At 41.1% G+C, this 25,209-nt stretch carries 25 protein-coding genes and 1 tRNA gene; 13 read left to right on the top strand and 13 right to left on the bottom strand.

Annotation, left to right across the window (positions count from 1 at the left end; all coding sequences use genetic code 11):
- The first annotated feature begins 54 nt into the window (after positions 1–54).
- The 9 genes from prmA to AN391_RS06925 all read left to right on the top strand — a co-directional run bounded on the left by prmA (position 55) and on the right by AN391_RS06925 (position 10,645).
- Positions 55–936, top strand: coding sequence for a 50S ribosomal protein L11 methyltransferase (gene prmA / locus AN391_RS06965; protein ID WP_055014726.1), 882 nt, complete (start codon positions 55–57; stop codon positions 934–936).
- A 282-nt stretch (positions 937–1,218) separates the two neighbouring features.
- Complete coding sequence (gene dusB / locus AN391_RS06960) at positions 1,219–2,190, top strand: tRNA dihydrouridine synthase DusB (RefSeq protein ID WP_171037620.1); 972 nt, start codon at positions 1,219–1,221, stop codon at positions 2,188–2,190.
- A gap of 19 nt (positions 2,191–2,209) precedes the next feature.
- Complete coding sequence (fis, locus tag AN391_RS06955) at positions 2,210–2,500, top strand: DNA-binding transcriptional regulator Fis (protein WP_002957804.1); 291 nt, start codon at positions 2,210–2,212, stop codon at positions 2,498–2,500.
- Positions 2,501–2,825: 325 nt separating this feature from the next.
- The gene (purH, locus tag AN391_RS06950; RefSeq protein ID WP_055014724.1) at positions 2,826–4,412 is read left to right on the top strand and encodes a bifunctional phosphoribosylaminoimidazolecarboxamide formyltransferase/IMP cyclohydrolase; all 1,587 of its coding nucleotides are present in this window, start codon (positions 2,826–2,828) and stop codon (positions 4,410–4,412) included.
- Positions 4,413–4,509: 97 nt separating this feature from the next.
- The gene (locus AN391_RS06945) at positions 4,510–5,331 is read left to right on the top strand and encodes a class I SAM-dependent methyltransferase (RefSeq protein WP_055014723.1); all 822 of its coding nucleotides are present in this window, start codon (positions 4,510–4,512) and stop codon (positions 5,329–5,331) included.
- A 16-nt stretch (positions 5,332–5,347) separates the two neighbouring features.
- Positions 5,348–6,631 (top strand): phosphoribosylamine--glycine ligase, encoded by a 1,284-nt coding sequence (gene purD, locus AN391_RS06940; RefSeq protein ID WP_055014722.1) that lies wholly within the window; start codon positions 5,348–5,350, stop codon positions 6,629–6,631.
- 339 nt (positions 6,632–6,970) lie between these two features.
- Positions 6,971–9,511, top strand: coding sequence for an EAL domain-containing protein (locus AN391_RS06935; RefSeq protein ID WP_055014721.1), 2,541 nt, complete (start codon positions 6,971–6,973; stop codon positions 9,509–9,511).
- Between the two features lie 28 nt (positions 9,512–9,539).
- Positions 9,540–10,349, top strand: a complete 810-nt coding sequence (locus tag AN391_RS06930) for a DUF2797 domain-containing protein (RefSeq protein WP_055014720.1) — start codon at positions 9,540–9,542, stop codon at positions 10,347–10,349.
- A gap of 2 nt (positions 10,350–10,351) precedes the next feature.
- Positions 10,352–10,645 carry a hypothetical protein gene (locus AN391_RS06925; protein ID WP_055014719.1) on the top strand — a complete coding sequence of 98 codons (294 nt, stop codon included), beginning with the start codon at positions 10,352–10,354 and terminating at the stop codon, positions 10,643–10,645.
- Between the two features lie 54 nt (positions 10,646–10,699).
- On the opposite strand, the gene AN391_RS06920 is transcribed toward AN391_RS06925, so the two are convergent.
- The 6 genes from AN391_RS06920 to AN391_RS06895 all read right to left on the bottom strand — a co-directional run bounded on the left by AN391_RS06920 (position 10,700) and on the right by AN391_RS06895 (position 15,661).
- A complete protein-coding gene (locus tag AN391_RS06920) occupies positions 10,700–11,617 on the bottom strand; it encodes a histone deacetylase family protein (RefSeq protein ID WP_055014718.1) in 918 nt (305 codons plus the stop codon).
- Between the two features lie 77 nt (positions 11,618–11,694).
- On the bottom strand, positions 11,695–13,236 hold the full coding sequence (locus AN391_RS06915; protein WP_055014717.1) for a serine hydrolase: 1,542 nt from the start codon (positions 13,234–13,236) through the stop codon (positions 11,695–11,697).
- An 11-nt stretch (positions 13,237–13,247) separates the two neighbouring features.
- On the bottom strand, positions 13,248–13,742 hold the full coding sequence (locus tag AN391_RS06910; RefSeq protein ID WP_055014716.1) for a gamma-glutamylcyclotransferase family protein: 495 nt from the start codon (positions 13,740–13,742) through the stop codon (positions 13,248–13,250).
- A gap of 15 nt (positions 13,743–13,757) precedes the next feature.
- Positions 13,758–14,384 (bottom strand): LysE family translocator, encoded by a 627-nt coding sequence (locus tag AN391_RS06905; protein ID WP_055014715.1) that lies wholly within the window; start codon positions 14,382–14,384, stop codon positions 13,758–13,760.
- An 11-nt stretch (positions 14,385–14,395) separates the two neighbouring features.
- The gene (locus AN391_RS06900) at positions 14,396–15,169 is read right to left on the bottom strand and encodes a hypothetical protein (RefSeq protein WP_055014714.1); all 774 of its coding nucleotides are present in this window, start codon (positions 15,167–15,169) and stop codon (positions 14,396–14,398) included.
- Between the two features lie 9 nt (positions 15,170–15,178).
- Positions 15,179–15,661: a CreA family protein gene (locus tag AN391_RS06895; RefSeq protein WP_055014713.1), complete on the bottom strand. Its 483-nt coding sequence runs from the start codon at positions 15,659–15,661 to the stop codon at positions 15,179–15,181.
- Between the two features lie 167 nt (positions 15,662–15,828).
- Here AN391_RS06895 and AN391_RS06890 point away from each other — a divergent pair, with 167 nt between their 5' ends.
- The gene (locus tag AN391_RS06890; RefSeq protein ID WP_004588643.1) at positions 15,829–16,158 is read left to right on the top strand and encodes a 5-carboxymethyl-2-hydroxymuconate Delta-isomerase; all 330 of its coding nucleotides are present in this window, start codon (positions 15,829–15,831) and stop codon (positions 16,156–16,158) included.
- 61 nt (positions 16,159–16,219) lie between these two features.
- Here the strand turns inward: AN391_RS06890 and AN391_RS06885 are convergent, their stop codons facing one another.
- Both AN391_RS06885 and AN391_RS06880 read right to left on the bottom strand, forming a co-directional pair.
- On the bottom strand, positions 16,220–18,100 hold the full coding sequence (locus AN391_RS06885) for a methyl-accepting chemotaxis protein (RefSeq protein ID WP_055014712.1): 1,881 nt from the start codon (positions 18,098–18,100) through the stop codon (positions 16,220–16,222).
- 197 nt (positions 18,101–18,297) lie between these two features.
- On the bottom strand, positions 18,298–19,251 hold the full coding sequence (locus AN391_RS06880) for a LysR family transcriptional regulator (protein ID WP_055014711.1): 954 nt from the start codon (positions 19,249–19,251) through the stop codon (positions 18,298–18,300).
- Between the two features lie 143 nt (positions 19,252–19,394).
- Between AN391_RS06880 and AN391_RS06875 the strand changes: the two genes are divergently transcribed.
- A complete protein-coding gene (locus AN391_RS06875; protein ID WP_055014710.1) occupies positions 19,395–20,216 on the top strand; it encodes a DUF4437 domain-containing protein in 822 nt (273 codons plus the stop codon).
- Between the two features lie 296 nt (positions 20,217–20,512).
- Here the strand turns inward: AN391_RS06875 and AN391_RS06870 are convergent.
- The 3 genes from AN391_RS06870 to AN391_RS06865 all read right to left on the bottom strand — a co-directional run bounded on the left by AN391_RS06870 (position 20,513) and on the right by AN391_RS06865 (position 21,648).
- Positions 20,513–20,589: transfer RNA gene (locus AN391_RS06870), tRNA-Ile, on the bottom strand.
- Positions 20,590–20,858: 269 nt separating this feature from the next.
- Positions 20,859–21,017, bottom strand: a complete 159-nt coding sequence (locus AN391_RS20360; RefSeq protein WP_004587604.1) for a YqaE/Pmp3 family membrane protein — start codon at positions 21,015–21,017, stop codon at positions 20,859–20,861.
- 64 nt (positions 21,018–21,081) lie between these two features.
- A complete protein-coding gene (locus AN391_RS06865; RefSeq protein WP_055014709.1) occupies positions 21,082–21,648 on the bottom strand; it encodes a BON domain-containing protein in 567 nt (188 codons plus the stop codon).
- Between the two features lie 317 nt (positions 21,649–21,965).
- Here AN391_RS06865 and AN391_RS06860 point away from each other — a divergent pair, with 317 nt between their 5' ends.
- Positions 21,966–22,622 (top strand): LiaF domain-containing protein, encoded by a 657-nt coding sequence (locus AN391_RS06860; RefSeq protein WP_055014708.1) that lies wholly within the window; start codon positions 21,966–21,968, stop codon positions 22,620–22,622.
- Between the two features lie 68 nt (positions 22,623–22,690).
- On the opposite strand, the gene AN391_RS06855 is transcribed toward AN391_RS06860, so the two are convergent.
- Entirely contained in the window at positions 22,691–23,107 is a 417-nt protein-coding gene (locus AN391_RS06855; RefSeq protein ID WP_055014707.1) for a VOC family protein, read from the bottom strand.
- Between the two features lie 432 nt (positions 23,108–23,539).
- On the opposite strand from AN391_RS06855, the gene suhB reads away from it, so the two are divergent.
- Complete coding sequence (gene suhB, locus AN391_RS06850) at positions 23,540–24,343, top strand: inositol-1-monophosphatase (RefSeq protein WP_055014760.1); 804 nt, start codon at positions 23,540–23,542, stop codon at positions 24,341–24,343.
- A 51-nt stretch (positions 24,344–24,394) separates the two neighbouring features.
- Here suhB and AN391_RS06845 read toward each other — a convergent pair whose 3' ends face one another.
- Positions 24,395–25,204: an ABC transporter substrate-binding protein gene (locus tag AN391_RS06845; protein ID WP_055014706.1), complete on the bottom strand. Its 810-nt coding sequence runs from the start codon at positions 25,202–25,204 to the stop codon at positions 24,395–24,397.
- Positions 25,205–25,209: the final 5 nt, after the last annotated feature.

Below are 25,209 nucleotides of genomic sequence, written 5' to 3'. Positions count from 1 at the left end.
TATAAACTAAAAAGGCCGCTGTAGCGGCCTTTTTTCTATTTAAAGGAAACAACCATGGCTTGGATCCAAATCCGTATCAATGCCAATGCTGCAACCGCAGATGCAGTGAGTGACTTATTAATGGAAGCAGGCAGTGCCTCTGTTACTTTTATTGACGCTAAAGATACACCTATTTATGAGCCTAAAATTGGCACCGTTGAGTTTTGGGCCGATACCACTGTAATTGGTCTTTTTGAAGCCAATCATGATATGAACAGCGTAATTGCACTACTTAAACGTCATGATGAAATTAAAGACACGCTAGTATACAAAATTGAGCAACTTGAAGATAAAGACTGGGAGCGTGAGTGGATGGATAACTTTCACCCCATCCAGTTCGGTGAAAAACTGTGGATATGCCCAAGCTGGCGCGAAATTCCAGACCCAGATGCAGTCAATGTATTGCTCGACCCAGGCCTTGCGTTTGGTACGGGTACACATGCAACAACAGCACTATGCCTAAAATGGCTAGAAAGCCAAGATTTAAGCGGTAAAACAGTGGTTGATTTTGGGTGTGGATCGGGAATCTTAGGCATTGCAGCCATCAAACTTGGTGCAGAGCGCATGATAGGTATTGATATCGACCCGCAAGCGCTTGAAGCAAGCTTAGATAACGCACAACGTAATGGCGTAGCCGATAAGCTTGAGGTATACCTGCCAGAAAACCAGCCTGAGTTTAGTGCTGATATTGTAGTAGCTAATATTTTAGCGCAGCCGCTGCGTGAGCTTCACAGTGTAATTTTGGGTTTACTAAAGCCTGGTGGCAAAATTGCTATGTCGGGCATATTAGAAGAACAAGCTCAATCCGTTGCCGATATTTACGCACCGTTTATTAAGCTTGATGATATTGCACTAGAGGGTGATTGGACCCGTGTAAGCGGTACAAAAAATAGCTAGCCTCATACATTTATAAATTTAGAGTTTTAACTCAAAACTTGCATGTAAAGCCTGTATTTAACAGGCTTTACTATTTTTTTACAGTTAAAAAATTAGCCCGCATCATTTGGCAAAATTATTTTTTGCTTAAATTTCAAACAAATCAACCCGCTTGTCATGCGGTTATCAAAAGTCAATACGAAAAGGGCAAAAAAAAGTCACTTTTGTTCAATTTATAGCCTTTGATTTTTCCTAAAAAAACCGTAAACTTAGCGCCCCTTGAAAAGAGGCCTATTGAATACAGTGCGTATCGGTTCATACCAACTTGAGAATAATGTAATAGTCGCGCCAATGGCAGGTATTACAGACAGACCATTTAGACAGCTTTGCCGCCGCTTAGGCGCAGGCTTGGCCGTGTCTGAAATGTTATCGTCAAACCCGAAGGTTTGGAAGACTGAAAAATCGATGAACCGTATGGATCACAGCGGCGAATCGGGTATACGCGCGGTGCAAATTGCAGGAGCAGATCCTGAGCTTATGGCGCAGGCCGCACAATTCAATGTTGCAAACGGTGCACAGATCATAGATATCAATATGGGGTGCCCAGCAAAAAAAGTGAACAAGAAACTCGCAGGCTCTGCCTTATTACAGTTTCCTGAACTTGTGGAAGAGATAATTGATGCAGTAGTAAATGCTGTTGATATCCCGGTCACACTTAAAATCCGAACAGGATGGGATCAGGATAACCGTAATGGTGTAGAGATTGCGAGAATAGCTGAGCGTTATGGCATTGCATCACTTGCTGTACATGGGCGCACGCGCGCATGTATGTACAAAGGTGAAGCAGAATATGCCACGATTAGGGATATAAAACGCTCAGTGTCGATACCTGTGGTTGCTAATGGTGATATTACATCACCAGAGAAGGCAAAGCAGGTTTTGGACTATACGGGTGCAGATGCCATTATGATTGGCCGAGCCGCCCAAGGTCGCCCTTGGATATTTAGGGAGATAGACCACTATTTGCGAACTGGAGAACACTTACCACCACCTGCTATTTCAGAGGTGCGAAGTATTTTAATGGAGCATTTAGATAACCTCCATGCGTTTTACGGCGAGCCAATGGGAGCGCGAATCGCTCGCAAACATGTATCTTGGTATTTGCAAACCCATGACAGTGACGGTCAGTTTAGGCGAGTATTTAATGCGCTCGACAACCCAAAAGCACAAGTTGACGCATTAACGCAATACTTTAAAACACTAGCAGCTAACTAAGAAAGAAAGAGATTAAATAATGTTCGAACAAAACGTGACTTCTCCATTTATCACAAACCCTCATGTTCAGTCACACGAGAAACCGCAGCCATTGCGTGATGCAGTAAAAAAAGCTGTTCACCACTATTTAAAGCAGCTTAACGGTCAAGATGTGCAAGACGTTTACGACCTTGTTCTTTCAGAGCTAGAAGCGCCATTACTTGAAGAAGTAATGACATACACACGTGGTAACCAAACTCGTGCGGCAATTTTACTAGGTATCAACCGCGGTACTTTACGTAAAAAGCTTAAAAAATACGGCATGAACTAATACCAATGATATTGAAAGCGTAAGCATTCTAACGAGCTAAACAAGCCCATAACGGCGTTAAAAATTTCTTATGTAGAATAACTACACTGTAAAATTTTTGCCTTGTTATAGACTTGTTTTTCTATCGTAATAACTGCTTACTAATCCAATACAATTGGTATCATGCAAAAAAAGCACCTTTGGGTGCTTTTTTTATACCTGCAATTCATTAACCAAATTGCAAAATGCTCACGCTTATTGGCGCTTTATAAGTCGTTTTTTGAGTAGTAATCAGTTAAAATGCCCGCTTCTAAGCTAGCTCATTAACTGAGGAAATCAAACTACAATGGATACTCATCGTCCCATTCGTCGCGCACTTTTAAGTGTGTCTGATAAAACTGGTATTGTTGAATTTGCCCGCGCTCTAGAAGCGCAAGGTGTTGATATTTTATCAACTGGCGGTACCTGCAAACTCCTTGCTGATAACGGCATAAAAGTGACTGAAGTATCAGATCACACAGGTCATCCTGAAATTATGGATGGTCGCGTAAAAACTCTTCACCCTAAAATTCACGGCGGCATATTGGCGCGTCGCGGACAAGATGAAGGTGTAATGGCAGATAACAACATCTCTGCTATCGATATTGTTGTAGTTAACTTATACCCCTTTGCGAATACTGTCGCTCAAGAAAACTGCAGCCTTGAAGATGCCATTGAGAACATTGATATTGGCGGCCCAACTATGGTGCGCGCAGCCGCTAAAAACCACAAAGATGTAACGATTGTGGTAAACGCGAGCGATTACGACCGTGTTATTAGCGAAATGCAAAACAATAATGGTTCAACTACATATAAAACACGTTTTGACTTAGCCATTGCCGCTTATGAGCACACTGCTCAATACGATGGCATGATTGCTAACTACTTTGGCAAAATGGTTCCTGATTACACTGAAGAAGCCGTTGAAGAGACTAAATTCCCACGTACTATCAATATGCAGTTCACTAAAAAGCAAGATATGCGTTACGGTGAAAACTCACACCAAGATGCTGCTTTTTACGTTGAAAACGATGTAAGCGAAGCATCCGTTGCAACCGCTACTCAGCTACAAGGTAAAGCCCTGTCGTTTAATAACATTGCAGATACCGACGCCGCACTTGAGTGTGTTAAAGAATTTGATGTACCTGCATGTGTTATTGTTAAACACGCTAACCCATGTGGCGTTTCAATTGGCGAAGATATTCTTAGTGCTTACGACCGTGCCTTTAAAACAGATCCAACCTCAGCGTTTGGCGGCATTATTGCCTTTAACCGCGAGCTTGATGCAAAAACAGCACAAGCCATTGTTGATCGCCAGTTCGTTGAAGTGATTATTGCCCCTAGCATTTCAAACGAAGCGGCAAAAATTGTTGAAGCGAAAAAGAATGTACGTTTATTAGCGTGTGGACAATGGAGTGGCAAAGCAACAGGCCACGACATTAAACGCGTAAACGGCGGTGTTTTAGTACAAGACCGCGACCTAGGCATGGTTACTCAAGGCGACTTAAAAGTTGTGTCTAAACGTCAGCCTTCTGAGCAAGAACTTAAAGATTTACTGTTTTGCTGGAAAGTGGCTAAGTTTGTTAAATCAAACGCGATTGTATATGCCCGCGACGGAATGACCATTGGCGTAGGCGCAGGTCAAATGAGCCGTGTTTACTCCGCTAAAATAGCAGGTATTAAAGCCGCTGATGAAAACCTAGAAGTACCTGGTTCAGTGATGGCGTCGGATGCATTCTTCCCGTTCCGTGACGGCATAGATGCAGCTGCAGCGGCCGGTATTACAGCCGTAATACAACCAGGTGGCTCAATGCGCGATGAAGAAGTTATCGCCGCTGCTGACGAAGCTGGCATGGCAATGGTATTTACCGGCATGCGCCACTTCCGCCACTAATCACACAAAGGGTTAAACACAGCGTTTAGCCCTTTTTGTTTGCAATCAATTCACGTATTCTGATTCAACACCTATATAAAATGTTAAGGAACAAACGATGAAATTTGCACTAAAGTCACTACTTGTTGCCTCGCTTGCGCTTACATCAACTATGGCACTTAGCCATAACCATGAGTCAAGCCTTAGCCATGCTATTCAATCAAGTGAGCGCAGCGCTAAAAATAGCGCCCGCGATGAATACCGTCACCCTGAGCAAACTCTGGCATTTTTTGGTTTTAAACCAACAATGACCGTGGTTGAAATTGCGCCAGGCGGTGGGTGGTACAGTGAAATATTAGCACCAGCACTTAAAGAGCAAGGCCTATATTACGCTGCGCACTTTCCGAGTGATTCATCGGTGGGATATTACCAACGCTCACTGGCCAACTTTAAGAAAAAAGTGGCCGAAGATGAGCGTTTTAGCAAAGTAAAAATTTCTGAATTTGCTCCTCTAACGCACACTGATATTGCCCCAGCCGGTACTGCCGACATGGTACTAACCTTTCGCAATGTACATAACTGGTACATGGGTAAAGACACTGAAGGTGCATTAAGCGCGTTTAAATCTTTTTATAAAGCGTTAAAACCAGGTGGCGTATTAGGTGTAGTTGAACACCGCTTAGATGAGAGCCGTGCTGATGAGGATCAAAAATCAACTGGCTACATGAAGCAAAGCTACGTCATCGATTTAGCTAAAAAAGCTGGGTTTGAATTAGTTGCAACAAGTGAGATTAACGCGAATCCAAAAGATACAGCCGATCACCCTAAAGGGGTATGGACGCTTCCACCAAGCTTACGCCTTGGCGAGCAAGATGCCGATAAATACAAAGCTATTGGTGAAAGCGACCGTATGACGCTGAAATTTAAAAAACCGCTTTAAATAGGAATATTTCGCCATGAATGTATTAGTCATTGGCAGTGGCGGCCGCGAACACGCACTTGCGTTTAAGGCCGCTCAAAACAGTAAAGTAAACACCGTATTTGTAGCACCAGGTAATGCTGGTACTGCACTTGAGCCAAAATTAGAGAACGTTGCAATTAACGTTGAAGACCTAGATGGCCTATTACACTTTGCGCAACAAAACAATGTAGAACTTACTATTGTGGGCCCTGAAGTTCCGCTTGTACTGGGTGTAGTAGATAAGTTCCGTGAACACGGTCTCGCTATTTTTGGCCCAACAGCCGGCGCAGCACAGCTAGAAGGCTCTAAGTCGTTTACTAAAGACTTTTTAGCTCGCCATGCAATCCCAACCGCTGATTACCAAACGTTTGAACAAATTGACCCTGCCCTTGCTTATTTAAAAGAAAAAGGCGCGCCAATTGTAATAAAAGCAGATGGCCTAGCGGCTGGTAAAGGTGTGATTGTAGCAATGAACGAGCGTGAAGCTGAAGACGCTATTCGCGATATGCTGGCAGGTAATGCGTTTGGCGAAGCTGGCAGCCGTGTTGTAATCGAAGAGTTTTTAGAAGGCGAAGAAGCTTCTTTTATTGTTATGGTTGATGGTAAAAATATTTTGCCATTTGCAACAAGCCAAGATCATAAACGCGCCTACAATGGTGACAAAGGGCCAAATACTGGCGGCATGGGCGCGTACTCACCGGCACCTGTCGTAACCGACGAGATCCACCAGCGTATTATGAACGAAGTTATCGTTCCTACCGTTGAAGGAATGGCAAGCGAAGGCCACCCTTACACTGGTTTTTTATACGCAGGTTTAATGATTGATGCCCAGGGCACACCTAAAGTGATTGAGTACAACTGCCGCTTTGGAGACCCTGAAACACAACCTATGATGCTTCGTCTTAAATCAGACTTAGTTGAGCTTGTTGAAGCGGCTAACCGCGAAGAGCTTGATAAAACAACCATTGAGTTTGACCCGCGCGCAGCCGTAGGTGTTGTACTTGCCGCTAAAGGCTACCCAGGTGATTACCCTAAAGGTGATGCAATATCAGGCCTTAAAGTTAACTACCCTGCCGATGAAAAAGTATTTCATGCAGGTACTAAGCAAGCGGGCGAAAACGTTGTCACCGCAGGTGGACGTGTATTATGTGCAACGGCACTTGGCAATACCGTTACCGAGGCGCAGCAACGTGCATACGAGCTTGTAAAACAAATTAGCTGGGAAGGTATGGAGTACCGCACCGATATAGCTTACAGAGCAATTGCTCGCGAGCAGTAGCCTGTAACTAAATTATTGGTTTAACTTAGAGCTTGCTTATCTTTATAGGTTAAATTTGCAGCAGTATGTTTGGTATTTAGGCAAGGCAGCGCCTATGTAATGTGGTTATTCCCCATAAATGGGCGATAACGAGGAATAAATGCCAAACATGCGCTGCCCAAAGGGTTTGACTTAATCCACTAGGTTACAAACCTCACGCCGCGATTAAATTATCTCTAGGATAAACAAATTTTAATCCTGAAAGGTCAGCAGACCCTAAAAATTTAACTAAAAAAGCGCAGTTTATATGCGCTTTTTTAGTGCTACACTAATTAAAAGAGTTATTACAAGTATACAACGTTGGAAACGAAAACTTTACGTTATCATGCCACGGCCTTAGCCATACTGATTTTCATATTATATATTATTAGCACACTCGCTTCTAACCTAGTAGTGCCGACTCGTTATACCATCGATAAAACCACACCTGTATATTTAGACTTTGCTTACTATATAGATGAGAGTAAATCTCACACGCTAAACGATATTATTTTAAATCCTAATTTGCTCACCCACCAATCGCTGAGCGATATTCCGTGGAGCTTTAAGCAGCAAAACTATTGGCTATTTATAGACCTTGAAAATAAAAGTTTAGATACTCAAGACATTGTTGCTCATTTTGATAACCCCATGGTTGATCACTTAAGCGTGTATCGATTAAATAAAAGAAATGAGCTTATAGAAAGCTATAAATTAGGTGATAAAGTAAAGTCTCTCACGCTTTTCCAATATAGCGTACCGCATATACGTTTTGCACTTGAGAGTAAAACAACAGAGCGCTTAGCCATTAAAATTGATACAACGGGGATTAGCAAAACCCCTATTAATTTGTATCGCCATAAAGAATTTGTTGATTTAGTTCGCTCGCAAACCGGTATTTGGGGCATATTTGCAGGCGTGCTACTAATGGCCGCCCTGTATAATTTAGTGCTTTATTTTGGAATTAAAGACCGCGTTTATTTAGTTTATATAGGCTATATCATTAGTGCGCTGTGTTTAATGGGCATTGTAATGGGCTTTGGCTTTTATTTATGGCCCCTAGAGTGGCAATTGTATCTGCACGAAAAAGTAATTTTTTCAAACTACTCAATGGCCTTCTTTACCCTCGCCTTTTGCACCATGTTTTTACGCTACCACAAAGATAAATGTTGGCGCTATAAAATGAGTAAAGCGCTACTTACTCTAATATTTTTATTAGCATTAATTACATTATTCATACCCGAGTACATTGCAGCGCCGCTGTTTTTTTGTGTGCTAAGCCTGTTGTACATCATGTGCGCTATTTTGATTTACAATAAACTACGCACGGGCTTTAGGTGGGCGAAGTTTTATGTTTTTTCGTGGGTTCCTCTCATTGTTGGCGCAGCAATACAGCCACTAGAGTTAACCGGCTTTTTGGATTATAGTTTTGCGATTCGTCACGCGTTTTTAGTGGCAATTTTGTGTGAAGTTATTTTAATGGCTATGGCGCTTGCCGATAGAGTGCGCTATCAGCGCGAGCGCGCGCTTTATCATGCTACACATACTCAGCAAACTAAATTACTTAACAGTGCCAAATTAAAACAAGCGTTTATGAGCTTACAAGCACAAGGGCGTAATACCACCCTATGCTTGATTAAAATTCGCCACTTTAATTCGCTCAACACAATAATTACCCCATCACAGGGCTACACGTTAATAAAGCACGTGGCTAAGCAAATAGAGTTAGAGCTTAGCCATGAGCGGGAATTTACCAGCCTCGACATAGACTTTAATAACAGTCCCCGCTTAGCCGATCTAGGCAGCGGGATATTTGCCTGCATATCGACTAAGAACCAAAATCAGCAATCTCTTGAAGGGGCTTTAATTAAAGTGATTAATAGCCTGCCAAAGCAATACGAAATTCAAGGGCTAAACTTACAACTGACCTATAACATAGGCATTAGTAATGCTGCCAAAAATGACGATTTTGAATATTGGACAAAACGGGGTTATTTAGCGCTTAAAAAAGCCAAGAGTAGTAACGATTTAGTCGTCAGCGCCTCTAATAACAGTAATATATTAATGGATGTAGCATTAGCGGCTAAATTACAAAAAGCGATTAAAGACAACCAACTAGCGCTATATTACCAACCCCAAATAGGGCTAAAATTCAATCAAGTCAGTGGCGCAGAAGCGTTGCTGCGTTGGCCTAATCCCGCTTTTAAAGGTGTCTCTATAGAGGAGCTAATTACCCTTGCTGAACACACAGGTATAATTAATGAGCTCACCTTATGGGTTATTGAGCAGGCCTGTAAAGATATTATTAAACTAACGGAGCAAGGCTATAAAGACCACCCTATTAGCGTAAACTTAAGTGCTAAAAACCTGTCAATTAAAAACCTAGCTGAAAAAGTAGAAAACATTCTTATAAAATACCAAGTTCCGCCACAGTTACTTAAGTTTGAGTTAACGGAGTCGGCTCTCGTTGATAGCCACGAAGCGCTTATTTCATTAGTTAATGAACTATCGGATTTAGGGGTACGGGTAGTGCTTGATGACTTTGGCACTGGCTATTCATCATTAAGCTATTTGGTAAATTACCGCTTTACAGAGCTTAAAGTAGATAAATCATTTGTATTTGATTTAACAAATAACACCGCCAATAAAGTGATTGTGCAAACCGCTATAGACATGGCACATAACCTAGGGCTATCTATCACCATGGAAGGCATAGAAACCCAAGATGTACACCACTTATTAAAAGAGATGGGCGCAGACAGAGCACAGGGTTACTTATACGCAAAACCCCTGCCCTATGATGACTATTTACACTTCTTAAAAAGCCAATACAGTTTAAAGATGTTAAACTCCACGTTTTAATATCAACATCTTTAGGGGCCAAGTAAAGATGCAAGGCACTTTGCGTAAACTAAAATCGAGCTTAACAGAACCGGTTCAATATCACCTTCCTGTGGGCGACAACTTAATCGACCTAAACGCACTCATTGGTAAAGAGTTAACGCTTACATTTAGCGGTACTATTTTATGCTCAAACTGTGGCAAAAAAACTAAAAAGAGTTACTCGCAAGGCCACTGTTTTGTGTGTATGCGTAAGCTTGCTAGCTGCGATATGTGTATTATGAAGCCAGAAACCTGCCATTACGATCAAGGCACTTGTCGCGAGCCGCAGTGGGGCGAAGAAAACTGCATGATTCCTCACTACGTTTATTTAGCCAATACCTCTGGCCTTAAAGTAGGTATTACCCGTCATACTCAAATACCGACACGTTGGGTTGATCAGGGTGCCACTCAAGCCTTACCTATTTTTAAAGTACAAACACGTTTGCAATCAGGCTTAGTGGAGGTAGCTTTGGCTGAGTTTATCGCCGACAAAACCAATTGGCGTAATATGCTAAAGGGCCAAAACGAAGAAATTGACTTAAAAGCCGCTGCGGCTGAGCTTATCCCGCAAATTAGCGATAAATTAAATGAGTTAAGCGAGTTATTTGGTGCCACAGCTATAGAGCAACTTGATGAAGACGTGGTTGACTTAAACTTTCCGGTGACAGAGTACCCCACTAAAATTAGCTCGTTTAATTTTGATAAAAACCCAGTAGTAAGCGGTGTGCTCCAAGGTATAAAAGGTCAGTACTTAATTTTTGATACAGGCGTAATTAATGTACGTAAATTTACTTCATATGAGGTAACAGTAGGGTAACTATGCTAAACAGCTTTCCACAGTTATTAATTGTTTATAATGAGCTTGAAATAGCACGCGATAAACAAGAGCAACAAGCGTGTTTGCACAGCGTAACACAAAGTGAGCTTAGTAATGTGCGTGTGCTGAATAAGCAAGGCGAATACGTTGACCTACAAGGCGCTGCATGTAAGCCCCTTAATGAAGAGCAACTTGTGCAGCTGGTAACCACTTATTTGTTAAATGAAGGGCAATGCTGCCTTGGCAAAATTAAAACCCTTAATACCAAGCAGGCGTTTGATTTACTAGGTTTATAACCCTCAGCCTTTGTTATACCAATTCGCGTAATTATTAATTATTTCAAATTGGTATTAGTACTCACTAAGCACTTTTATATGCGCTACAGCACTTCTTCCTAATGCTGATAGCGCATAGCCGCCTTCAAGGTAAGATATAACACCTTTACAGCCACTCTCTTTTGCAACGTCGCATAATTGCTCAGTAAGCCAGCTGTAGTCATCTTCTACAAACTTTAAACTGGCCATGTCATCTTCTAGGTGTGCATCAAACCCTGCACTTATAAATAGCAGCTCTGGCTTAAAGGCTTTTAATTTAGGCAACCACTGAGTATTAAACACCTCTTTTAAATCATCGCCATTACTGGCTATTGGCAAAGGGGAATTAACTATGTGGCTGTTATTTTTTACGGCTGTATTTGGATAAAATGGATATTGAAATAACGAACAAAGTAATACATTGTCGTCATCCAAAAAAATATCTTGTGTACCATTACCGTGGTGTACGTCAAAATCAGCTATGGCTATACGTTTAACGCCTTTGCTTTGAGCATACTTAACCGCTATAGCTAAATTATTAAATACACAAAATCCAGATGAAGCATGTGCATTGGCATGATGCCCAGGCGGGCGTACAGCGCAAAAGGCGGCATCGAGTTTATCTGCGAGTATTTCATCTACAGCCAACAGCCCTGCCCCTACGGCGCGCTCTATTGCTTTTAATGAATCAGGGCATAGCCAAGTGTCGCCATCAAGGTTATTTAACCCCTCATTAGGGAGCAAACGCTCCACAAGATTAACTAACGACTCGTCATGTGCTAACAAGTAATGTTCACGGTGCGCTTTAGGTGCTTGTAAATGCGTTAAGCCGATATCTATACCACTTGCCAGAAGTCTATCGGCAATGGCGTCAAGGCGCTGTGGGCACTCAGGATGATCGTCAATCATTTTATGTTTACGGCAATGGGGGTGTGAAATAACAGCAGTACGCATAAACGCTCCTTTCCTTTGAGTGCTAAATATAACAAAGCCACCTTAAGGTGGCTTTGCGACTTTGGTGTATAGCATTACTACTTAGCTTTTAAATTAAGGTTTCTAAAATCAAAACTAAAGTCTGTTACCGCTGTTGATACCGCACGCATTTTAGCGCTATTTACACGGTTATTTTCGCCCATATCAAAACGAATAAACGCATCGGCCTCAAGTAGTTTTTCATCCCATTTAACAATAAACGTATTACCTGTGTAATGCTCAAGGGTGCCTTTTAAGCGTTTGGTATGGGTAAAATCAATACGTAGTTTGCCATCTAACTGCTCAATAATTACATCGCCATACCAATCGTCATGTAGCGTGCCGGTGTAATTTATATTAGGTAATTGTGGCTGATAATCTGCTGGGGTGTCGGGTTTTGCATTTGCGTAGGCTTTTTGTTTACTCGCAAAATGTTTTTTAGCTAACTCTTCAACCCAGTCTTTATCTTCAAGATCAAGGGCATCTTCTAACACTTCGTGGGTAACCGCAGAAAGCGCACTAAATGCTTGCTGATTAGATAAAATAACAATGCCGAGCTTTTTCTCAGGCAGTAACGTAACTTGCGACACCATGCCTAAAATGCCCCCGCCGTGGCCTAGCTTTTTAAAGCCGTGGTAATCTTCAATACTCCAACCTAGCCCATAGCCTCTAAATTGCTGATGATAGGCCTCATACGCACTTTTAGACGCCATAGAGGTAATATGCGGGTGCCACATTTGCGCTTGCTGTTTTTCACTAAAGAGTTGCTCGCCGCTTGGCATTTTACCGCCAGCTAACTGCGTAAGTAACCATTGGCTCATATCGTTTACACTCGATGCAATAGCCCCTGCGCCTCTAAAGTCCTCTAGGTAGTTAACAAAGAATGGATTAAGCTTGCCATCCATAGGAATATGGCCAATTGCCCAGTTTTTATTGCTTTTAGGAATACGCGAAAAACCCGCACGAGAGTTATCCATGTGCAAAGGCTGTAATATATTTTTTTCGATGTAATCGTTCCAGCTCATACCAGATACACGTGCCACCACTTCGCCTGCGGTTACAAACATTAAGTTGTTATAGGCATACTGGCTGCGAAAGCTGCTGGCTGGCTTTAAATACTGTAGGCCGGCTAAAATATCTGCTATAGATTTATCAGTACTTGGCCAAATCATTAAATCGCCTTGGCCAAGCCCTAAGCCACTGCGATGGCTTAATAAATCACGAACACGCATTTCGCGGGTGACGTAGGAGTCGTACAACCTAAACTCAGGTAAGTGGTCAATTACTCTGTCATCCCAGCTTAACTTACCTTCATCAACCAACTTAGCCAGCGCTGCACTGGTAAATGCTTTTGTGTTTGAGGCAATACCAAAAAGTGTGTCTTTGTTCACTTTTGCATTTGTATTGAGGTTACTTGTGCCAAAGCCTTTAGCAAATACCACTTTATCGTCTTGCACAACCGCTACCGCCATACCCGGTACGTCAAAGCGTGCCATTGAGGTATTAATCACCTCTTCTAAGTGCGTGGTATTAATTTGTGCCCAACTATTAAAAGTGGCACAGGCAAGCAAGGCTAAACTGGCTAATTTGGTGAGTTTCATGATTATCCTTATTATTTTTGGTGTACTGCAAATTCTATTTCAGCACGCGCCTTATTTGTATCGGGCTTGTGCGGCCGATTAAGTATTGCATCACTGTATTCTTTTGGTACGCCCGCCTCAAGCGCGCCGCGATGAACGTGCTGAATATACCAGTCGTATGGCAGCACCTCGTTATCGTGCGTATTGGCTATATAACAATGCGCCTCTATTTGCTCACCATCTAACAGAGTGGGGTTAATAGCAACACAGTCGTAGCCTGGGCCCTCTATGGTGTCTAAAATTGCTTTTTCAGCTTCATCAAGCTCATACACCACGCCGTATACCAGGGCGTTTTTATCATCACTCTTTTGAATACTGCACTTACCCGAGCCATCTTTAAATAACATATTAAACGTAAGCTCGTAGCCTTTTAATACAGCCGTGCCAACTCGCTTTGCTTTTGGTAAACGCGCAAGCAAGCGGTTAGAAGACATATTCGATCCAAACGAAAAATTATAAATAGGCATGACTTCCTCCTAGAGTTAAATGACAACACGAATGGCTAGAGCAATTAAAATAACACCTATCCCTCGGTCAAACCAATAGCCACTTTTTTGAAAAAACGCCCTTACACTGGGTTTTGACAACACTAAAGAAAGCATAGAAAACCACACCCAAGTAGCTAAAGCCATATAAACCCCATACACAACTTGCACGCTGGTAGGTGTAGTTACACTAATAACTAAGGTAAATAACGACATAAAAAAGAGGGTTGCTTTAGGATTAAGTGCATTGGTTAAAAAGCCGCGCCTAAATGCATGCCATACGCTTTCTTGTGGGGCTGTTTTGCTTTCAATGTTATCTGTTTTATTTACCGGTGGTTTGGCAGCCCTTAATGCTTGTACGCCTAAATAGGCTAAATACGCGCCCGCAACGTACTTTAGCGCCATAAATAAAGTAGGCGATTGCGTTAAAATTAGCGCAACCCCTAATACGCAGTATCCTACGTGTAATAAAATAGCCGCGCCTACGCCAGCGCTTGTCCATAGGGCGTTACGCCTGCCCTGCTGTATACTTTGTTTGAGCACCACAGCAAAATCGGGGCCTGGGCTGGCTACAGCAAAAAAATGGGCAATGGCAATTAGTAAAAATTCGTCTAAGTAGTTCACAAGTATCCGGTTTAAGTGGGTGCATAGGCAAGCAATAGTGGATTAGCAGAGTTTTCAACTAATGCTTTGATCTCTTTTTGGGCTTTTTTAAATTGGCTGCGCAAATGTGGCTTTAAATGTTTTTTAGAGACACTGTCGTTTTTAAAATAACTAATTAGCGCGTGCATAAATACAGTATGGGTTTCGCTTAACTTAGCCTCACGATTAGCATACGGGTTATAGCACGAGCCACACCCGCCTTTAAATTGATACACAGTGTTGCTCATCATTACCCCAAACCCTAAAAAACAGGCCAGCGCATCTGCCGCTTGTGGTAAGTAGTCTTTACCGCCTGGCGGTAACACCCCAACATGATGTATTAATACAGTCGCCAGCGTGCCAGCAAAGCTGGCCACTAAATCTTGCGGCTGATTAATTTGATTAGGGTTAAACGAGATATTAATCGTATGGCTTGGGGGTACTATAAGCTGGCTTTGCTCTCCCCTTATATGTTCAGCAAATTCAAAGTGTGGGAATACTTGTGGTTGTAACTGCTGTGGTGCAACCAACTGTATTGGCCACGCATTCATACCTGCGTAATCGCGTACTCGCACAAAAACCTTAGTAGCCATTTCCTCAATGCTCGATACCGAATCAGGAAAGTGCTCAACGGTTGGTAATATTATTTGCGTATGCTTGGTAAAAAATTCGGCATCAAAGTGCTCTACCGCCCAAATAAAGGTATCAATCAGCCACTGCTGCTCAGCTTGTTCTAGCAACGGCTTTGATTTAAATAACGCTAACATAATGTGCTCTTATTTTTGTTCAAGTGCCCAGTTCCAGGCCTGTGTCTTATATAAAGGCACTGTTGAAAGTGCATGGTGATGGCTGCCGCTCGACTCTTTAGTCGAGTACGATAAGTATAATAATGTGCGGTTTTGTGCATCGTAAATACGACGCACTTTTAGCGATTTAAATAAAATACTTTTTGATGACTTAAACACCACCTCGCCTGACTTACTACGGTCTATTGCTTGTAGCATATCGGCTGTAATTGGCCCAGTTTGACGGCACGCAATAGACATATCAGAGGGATCTGAAAAATCTAAGTCGGCCTCAATATGGCTAATATGGCACGTAACCCCTTTTACTAGCGGGTCTTGCTGCGAATTTACCACTACATCTTTAGTAGTAAACAGCCCTAAACTCACCGACGCAACGTCATCTGAGCAGGCACTTAATGTAACCACTGCACCTAAGAGCACAGCTAAACGTTTAAAGCGGTATGGTAATTTCATATTAATCCTTAATTTTGCTTATAAGCGAAGGTTCACGTGACTGTTTTTATACTACCATCAAAAATTAATACAACTAAATTTAGACTATTCAGGGGTTAGCGCGCAGTTCAGGCTTTGGTACAATGACGCGCACGCCCACGTAGTAACTCATAATAGGAAACGCGTAAATGCCGCACATTATTATTGAACACTCTGAAGATCTTCCTGTATTACCGCAAGTGCTTGTTGAAAAAGTACACAACGCGACTTTTCAAAGTGGTTTGTTTGACCTAGAAACCATTAAAACCCGCGCAATTGCTTATCAGCAATATCAGCTAGGTGAAGGAAAAGAAGGGTTTATTCATATTGCGGCGCATATCATGGCTGGGCGCTCGATTGAACAAAAACAAATGTTGAGTGAGAGCTTGCTTGAATGTCTAAAAACCTACTGTCGAGACTCTGATAGTTTAAGCGTTAATATTTACGACATTCAACACGAGATTTACCGAAAGAACTAAGTGTTATAAAACGCGCTGTTACCAAATTACAGCGCGCTTTTCACTGAAACCTATTACTTTGCTAAAGCGTAAACTTACCTAGTAATTCTTTTAATATATTTGACTCTTCATTTAGCCCGCTGCATAACTCCTCTGAGGTTTTCATATTTTGCTTTGTTTGCTGCGCAGAGTCAGAAATCATTACTACATTTTGGCTAATTTCTGAGGTCGCCAATGTTTGCTCGCGGGTGGCTGTAGCCACCGAGCTATTTAGTTCACTTAGCGTAACAATTTCTTGAGAAATACCCGTTAAGGTACTGCCAGTTACTTTTAAGCGCTCAGCATTTTCTAAGGTATTCTTACTCCCCAGCTCTATATCCGACACCGTGCTAGACGCCTTAGAGTTTAACGTGTCTATCATTTCGTTAATTTGCTCGGTCGACTCTGCAGTACGCATAGCAAGGGTTCTTACTTCATCGGCTACAACCGCAAAACCACGGCCGTGTTCACCTGCCCGTGCAGCTTCTATGGCAGCATTGAGCGCCAGTAAGTTAGTTTGCTCCGATATTGCTTTAATAACATCAAGCACCTGTGTAATTGATTTTATTTCCCCTGAAAGCTCAGTTACCGAGGCAACCGAGGTAGCCATGGCGTTTTCTAACTGCTCCATTTGCTTTATCGTACTATTTACAAACTCAACCCCTTTGTGGGTCGCTTCCTCTGTTGAAGAAGCAATGTCAGAGGCATTACTGGCACTATTTGAAATATCTTGTACGGTGACTTCCATCTCGTTAACGGCTGCCGCCACAGTTTGCGTACTAGATGATTGCACCTCGGCCAAATTGGCGGCTCCTTGTACTTGTACTAACACATCCTCTGAAATACTTTTTACGTGAGTTGCTGAGTCCGAAACCTGCTTAAACATGCCATGCAACTGCTCTAAAAATAAATTAAAGTTAGCGGCAAGTTCTGATATTTCGTTGTTATCGTTAGTGGGCAGCCTTACAGTTAAATCGCCGTCTTTTTTAGTTAACGCGCTCACAGCAGCGGTTATATTTTCAATGGGTTTAAATATTTGCGACACTAAAACTCTGGCTAGGGCAAAGCCAATAATGGCAATGATCACACCAAATAATAAATTGCTATTAATGGCACTGTTTATTGGCCCGTATAGCTGCTGCTCGGGTACTTCTGCTACTAAGTGCCAGCCTAATGATTCAATAGGTGTACTCGATACAACATAATCTTCACCGGCCATTGTTTTACTAATAATGGCGCCATTTTTAATATCGTTAATATTAATTTTTTGGCCCATTTTACTTCTATCACTGTGAAGCATTACCTCACCTTTATCAGAAACCAAATACACTACACCGGCCTCGCCAATACGGTATTCATTAATTAAGTTGATCATAGAATCAAGCGAGCGTCCTACGCCCGTAATGGCGGTACGCTCGCCATTAATTTGTAGCGCATAGTTAATAAAAACCACCATGCTATTTGTGGTTTTATCTATGTCCAGTGCTATTTCAAAGGGTCTGTTAGAGGATAAAAACTGATCAAACCATACATCTTCATTTCTATCTATCTTTCTAGATATGCCAGTATCTGTGTAATAGTTGTTACTGTTTTTAGAAATTATATAAGCAATAACTGCGTTGTTATCTTTTTTAATGCTGGCTAAATAATTAATATAATCGGCCCTTGCTTGCTCACTCTCACCGTTACTTAGCCATTGTTTAACAAAGCTGTTTTGCGCAATCTCTTTAGCAACAATAATGGGAGTGGCAAGTTCAAGCTCAATTTTGCTTTTAACTTCACTCAGCGCGGTAGGTAAATCAACCTTTGCGAGCTTTTCATCGGTATGATTTTGAATACTATTTGAAAATAAAAACGTAGAAACCGCTAATGGCACAACAATAGCTAAAATAAGACTAATATAAACTTTTTGTTTAAGTAACATACGATACCTGTAAATGGATAAAGGGCTTAACTAACACCTGCTTAGAATAAATATAGGATCAGCTGAGCAATAAGCCCAATAATTAGAAAAAATAGAACATAAAAGAAGAGCGTATATTTTAATTTAATCCACCGCTGGAAAGCGAATTGAATTTTAAAGGCGCAAGGCTAGCTAAAACTAACCTCACGTAAAGTAAACTAAGGTGAGTCGGGCCACTCTTGCTCGTTGATTATCCCTTGCGCAATCAAGTTTTTTCTTAATTGGCTAATAGTGTGTTTTAACTCATCACGAATAAGTCTAATGGCGGGCGTTATTAGCTGGCGGCTAGGCAGTACTAACCACATTTCAGTTAGGGGGATTTTGTAATCAGGCATTAATCTTTTTAGCCTACCAGTCAATAAGTCTTCTGCTACATCAATGGCCGATTTTTTAGCAATCCCGGTGCCATCAATACACCAACGTCTAACTATATCGCCATCGTTAACAGCGCGGTCGCTGTTCATTTTAACCTTATATTTTTGGTTATCGTTATAAAACTCCCACCCATCATGCACTACCTCATAAAGCTTATATAACAGCGCATTGTGATTCACTAAATCCTCTGGGGCTGAAGGCTCACCATGCTTGTTAATATAATCAGGCGAGGCACACAGCACATGTGCAATGTTACAAATTTTAAACCCATATAAATTTAAATCCTGTGCAGCCTCTTTGGTCAAGGCGCGCAGCGCAACATCAACACCATCGCGGTAAAAGTCTGCGCGGCTGTCGCTTGCTTGCAAGCGCAGCGTCACTTCGCTGTGTTTATCCATCACGTTATTAAGTAACACCCGCATAAGGTTGCGCCCCATTTCGGATGACACGGCGATTCGTACTTCACCACTAATTGATTGCTGCTCTTCATGAATAAGTACTTGCCCTTGCTGCAACAAATCCAGCGCCTGTTGGCAAAGAGGTAAATAGCGCTCCCCTTCAGGTGTAAGGCGTATTTGCCTTGTTGTGCGCACAAATAATTGTGCACCAAGCGACTGCTCTATCCGCTTTAAAGAAACGCTAGCAGCAGATGAGCTCATGTCCAATTGATTTGCAGCAGCAGTAATGGATTGCAGCTCAGCCACTTTCAATAATACCTGTAGATCGGCTATTTTCATCACGCCCTCTTGTTACGTTCACAGCTTGCATAACTATAACGTTATTATCCACGTTTTTGCGAAAGTGTATTTAATATATGCTCATTTATTGACTGAATTTTAGGTCTTACTATATACGGCATACCAATTCAACGGAGCTTTTAATGAAATTATCACTTAATGTATCAACCCTTGCACTGGTTGCCACACTCATATCAACGCCAGCTTTAGCACAGCAAAGCGCATCAAAAGTAGTTGCCGCTAGCAATATTGATTGGGGTTATTTAAACCCACTACGTGGAGATAAAAGCCCAGGCGCTGCAGATTTATGGGGAAATCGCACAACCAATACTGCTACAGGCATGTTAGTACGCTTTAAAAAAGGCTTTGAATCTCCACCACACATTCACAACATTACCTACCGCGGTATCGTTATTGAAGGACAAATGCATAATGACGACCCAACAGCTGAAAAAATGTGGATGCCAGCGGGTTCATTTTGGACACAACCTGCAGGTGAAAACCACACTACAGCAGCTAATAGCAAAACTAACTTAATTTACCTAGAAATAGACTCAGGCCCTTATTTGGTAAAGCCCACAAAAGAGCAGTTTGATAATGGCGAGCGCCCGCTAAACCTACATGCAGACAACATGGTGTGGTTAAACAGCAGCGATTTAAACAACATTAACGCCCAAGGCGTGCAAACAACCTACCTTTGGGGAAATACAGCTGACATGAACGGCTCAATGATTAAACTTCCTGCCGGCTTTAAAGGTGAAATAAAAACAGATGCAAGCGAATTTCGTGCTGTTGTTATAGCCGGCGCCGTTGAGTACAACTCAAGCGAGCAAGATAAAGCGCAAAACCTAAGCGCAGGCAGCTATGTAGAATCAACCGGTAACTTTACCCACTCGCTTGAAAATAACAGCGACAAACCTGCAACTATCTACATTCGTACTAACAGTAAGTACCAAGTTAATTAGAAGCTACTTATAAAAAGTAAATTGCATAAAAAAGCGCACTGTTTAGTGCGCTTTTTCATTTATTAATACTTAAAAGCTATAACGAGCAGTTTTTGAAAAAGCCGCAGGACTTATAATAACAGCTGTCGCTAGCAAGATAACTACCTTCTTGATTGCAGAATATAAAATAGAGGGATAAATCTAAATTACAGTTCTAGCTTGTTGCCTAAAATGCTAAATGATTAGTTATCTTAAAGATATTGGCTAAGTAGCTATAAGCCATTGAATGAAATGTTATTACTATAGGATATTTAAAATGGTGGCCCCTCCCAGACTCGAACTGGGGACCTAACGATTATGAGTCGTGTGCTCTAACCAACTGAGCTAAGGGGCCAACTTTGTATAACTACGCGGTAGTTAATTTTTGAAGCGTTTAGCCACTGAGCGACTAAAGCGGGTTGCAGTATAAAAAGTTTTTTAAGGCTTGTCACTAGCAAAAACCTTTATTTTAACAATCAGTAAGCCGACTGCTTAAATAGTAATCTTTTTGCGTGCGAATAGGCAGGAAATAGTGGGAAAATAAATGCAGAAGTATGCAAGCCGCTTTTTTACAATTTTAATAATTATAAAAAAGTGGCCGGCTCACATTGAACACACCACACATTATTTTTTAGCGATAATGTAAATAGCGTGAATTAAACCAGGGAAGTAACCCAGTAAAGTTAGTAAAATATTTAGCCAAAAGTGCATACCTAAACCAACTTGTAAAAATACACCCAGTGGCGGTAATAAAATCGACAATATTATACGAATGATATCCATAATGTAGCTCCTTTAAAAATGACAAGCAAAAAGCCCAGCTAAGCTGGGCTTTTAGTATAGTGCATTATTCAGCAACGATAGTTAGTTCATCTACTACGTCACGAACGTCTTCAGCATTTTTAGCAATTTTTACTGCTAGCTGCTTTTCAGCTTCAGATTCAACTGAACCTTTAAGCTTTACTATACCGTTGTCGGTATCAACGTCGATATCTGTACCGTCAACCTCTGAGTCAAATAAGAAACGTGTTGTAATTACTGTGGTGATTTTAGCGTCAGTTAAGTCGTTATCGTCATCATCCATAGTGTTACGATCTTTGTCGTCCATATCCATGTTTTTCACAACAGTTAGGTTGTTTTCTACATCAGATACGCCATCTAGGCTAATTACAAGCTCTTCAGCTAGTTCTTTATCAAGGTCGCTGTTTACTTTACCTGTAAGTACTACCTTGCCATTTTTTACATCAGTGTTAATGTCAAAGTTGTTTAGATTAGTGTTCATAAGAAGCACTGTTTCTGCCTTACCATCAATCCAAGCATCTTTACTTTCATTTTCCCACGTGCCCGCTTGAGCACCCATAGCTGTAGTACCTAAAACTAAAGCCGCAATCATAGATTTGTTAAATGTTTTCATAATCTTTCTCCTTTTGATTAAAGACACTTTTATATATGCGAGCTTTAGGCCAACTTTATTTATCAATTAAATTCATACACTTAGACGTTTCATGAGCTATAAATAGAAATACAGCTGAGTAAACATTTACAGGCTATTAGGTAAAACTTTCTTAAGTGGTAAAAATAACGATTATATTGCTGTTTTGGTTAATTTATCGTTAATATAGTAAAACAACGGAACTCGAATAAAGAATAAGTGATTGATATACAATAACTTTAATATTGGTATATGGCTTGCTAATAAAACGATAATGCAAATATAAAAGGATTAATCCCATGTCTGTAAAAATTGAAGACCGCCCAATAGAGCAAGTTCGTGAGCAAGTGATAGATCAACTTATTTATAATTACAGCCATGGTGAGATATCTGCTGAAGCCTTCGAAAGGCGCCTAGACAGCGCTATGGATACAACCGACAACACGGCTCTACTTGGCTTAGTTGAGGATTTAACTCTACATGCCGATACACAGTATACTGCTCAAAAACAAACTCAGTTCGCGCCTAACTACAGTACACAACAAGGCGAAAATGAAAGCCTAACGTTAAAAAGCATTTTGGGCTCAAGCGAACGTAGCGGCCAATGGGTTGTGCCTAAAGATATTTATATCCAAAATTATATGGGGTCAATTGTGCTCGACTTTACCGATGCCATATTCACTCACCAACACGTCACTATTCACGTCAGCTGTTATTTTGGAAGTGAAGAAATATACGTACCAGAGCACGTTAATGTGGTTTCAAAAATGTTTTGTATAATGGGCAGCTTTGAAAATAAAACGGTCTCGCTGAATAAGCGCCAAGGCCCCACAATTCAGATTGAAGGAAGGACTGTATTAGGCTCTGTAGAGGTTAAAGTAAAGCGTACTATAAAAGAAAAGTTTATAAGCTTTGCTAATGACTTAAAAGCGCAGCTTGGCGTGAACAATAAATAGTGCACATAAAGTGTAGGGGATAGAAAAGCCCTATTGAGCGCTTTTCTGTCCTCTTTTTAATACTCTTTTTATAAGTCGTTATTTCGCTCGCTTGGAATGTCACTCATATACTGCACAAACTCAACCTCAAACCCTGCTGGGTCTAAGTAGTATACGTTTTTTCTAAATGGGTTTTCCGCCCCCATTTTATCAGCGCTAAATCCGGCGTTTTTTAAGCGTTGTATAACAGCGTCTAAGTTATTTGTAACGTAGGCAAAATGCGCTAGCCCGACTTGATGCCCTGTCAAATCTCTGTTTTTATGCTCGCCGTTGTCGCTTATAGCCATGTAGTGATTATCGTCACCAAAATGTACCCAGCGCTTAGGTTTGCCATACCACGTGTTGTTACCTTCACTTCTAATTGACCAATACGGAAACGCTGCTCGGTAAAATGTAAGCATTGCGTCTATATCGTTTACTACTAAATGTACGTGTTCTAATTTCATTATTATTTACCTTAGTTAATTGCTTAAAAATAAGATAAAACCTCAAGCTAACTTTAGGTAAAGCACTTTTTTATTTTTTTACCCGTCCCCCGACTAAGATATTTACTAACATAATGAACTATTGTGATGTTTGAATTAATTTTCTTTGGCCAAATATTTACAATGAAAACAAGGCAAATTCACGTATCAAGAGCAGGCCTATTGCAAGTAAAATCAGCACTGTTAGCACTAAAAATAGCAGCTGGAGATAGGTTTATTACCCAAAGCTCAAGTTATTTATAAAATTTTAAATGAATAAATATATAGGTGTTTCAAGGTAGTACAAAAAACACACAAAAGTATTTGGGGTTTATTGTTTACTTTATGGCAAAAGTCGCTAAAATACGCCGGCTTAAATATATAAACGTTCTTTTACAACCCAAAGGTAATACCATGCATCCAATGTTAAACATTGCGGTTCGCGCTGCGCGCAACGCAGGCAAAATTTTACTTCGCGCAAGTGAAGATTTATCAAAAGTTGAAATTCAACAAAAAGGCACTAACGATTTAGTGACCAACATTGATAAAGAAGCCGAAGCCGTAATTCGTGATACAATTTTAAAATCTTACCCAGACCACTGCATTGTTGGTGAGGAGCTAGGTGAGCACAAAGGCAAAGATGCAGATTACCAATGGATTGTTGACCCACTTGATGGCACAACTAACTTCATCAAGGGTATCCCTCATTTCGCGGTTTCTATCGCACTAAAAGTAAAAGGTCGTTTAGACCAAGCTGTAATTTACGATCCAATTCGTGGCGAACTTTTCACTGCATCTCGTGGCCAAGGCGCACAACTAAACAGCAAACGTTTACGGGTGACTAAAACCGTAGAGTTAGCTGGTTCAATTTTAGCAACAGGCTTTCCGTTTAAACAAAAGCATCACTTAGATGCATACTCAGATGCATTTAAAGCTTTATTTGTACACACTGCAGACATTCGCCGTGCAGGCTCTGCTGCCCTTGATATGGCATATGTAGCCGCGGGCCGTGTTGATGGCTTTTTTGAAATTGGTTTAAAACCTTGGGATACAGCAGCTGGCGAGTTACTTGTAAAAGAAGCTGGCGGCATGGTTGTTGATTTTGCAGGTGGTATTAACTACAACCATAGCGGCAACATTATTTGTGGAGCCCCTAAGCTTACTCAAGCAATTATCCGCGAAATTCGCCCGGTATTATCTGAGTCGTTACTTCGCTAATAAAGTGCGGTTAACTGTATAATAAAAGGAGCCTGAGGCTCCTTTTTTGTTTTAAAAGTAAGGGTTATCAAGCTTTAATTCTGTGACGTATCCTTTAGTAAAAGGGAGTGAGTTTATATCTTTTGCAAAATACTCATCAAACAACGCATCAAACTCACCACTGTTTTGCATTTTTTTTAGCCCCCGCTCTATAGCCTGCGCTAAAGCAGGTTTACTACTAACAACAAAGTAATAAATACCCGTGGGGTAACTAATAAATAAATTAGGCACAATAACTAAGTTACTTTGTGCATTAGCAACCAATTCAGAATTAACTTCGATAAATGATCGTGGAAAGTAATCGATTCGTCCCCGGCTGGTAAGCGTAAACATAGCTTGATAGTTACTCAGCGGCCTTACAGGTAAGCCGTTATAGGCCATTATTTTTGTATCTGGCCAATCATGCCCTTGCACTGCAGAGAGCTCCATTAACTGCGCTAAAGTAGTAATACCTTTAAATTTTCCAACATTTTTTTTACTGGTTAGCAAAACGCGCTTACCTATAAACCCTTTAAATAAGGGTATTTTAACCGCTATTGCCCGCGCCTCTCGCTCGGGGCTACTCATGCTCCAATAAATATCTAACCCTGTTTTATCTAACTCAATTAAATCACGTTGTTGCTGCAAGCTCACTGGCTGCATTTTTATATCTACAGGATAATTGGCCCGCTCTAGCGCGCGTGTTAATAGTTCACTTAGGTATTCTTCGCGTGCATTTTGCACACTTTGCTTTTGAGCAACATTAACAACTTCAACCCCATGCGTAAAAAAGCTAATTGCAAATAAAGCAAACCCACCAACGACAATTTTTAATGGCAACATAATAA

This window comes from Pseudoalteromonas sp. P1-13-1a (assembly GCF_001401875.1).
Classification (GTDB): domain Bacteria; phylum Pseudomonadota; class Gammaproteobacteria; order Enterobacterales; family Alteromonadaceae; genus Pseudoalteromonas.
The sequence above is the reverse complement of the archived record's forward strand: the minus strand, read 5'-3'. Positions and strand labels throughout refer to the sequence as shown.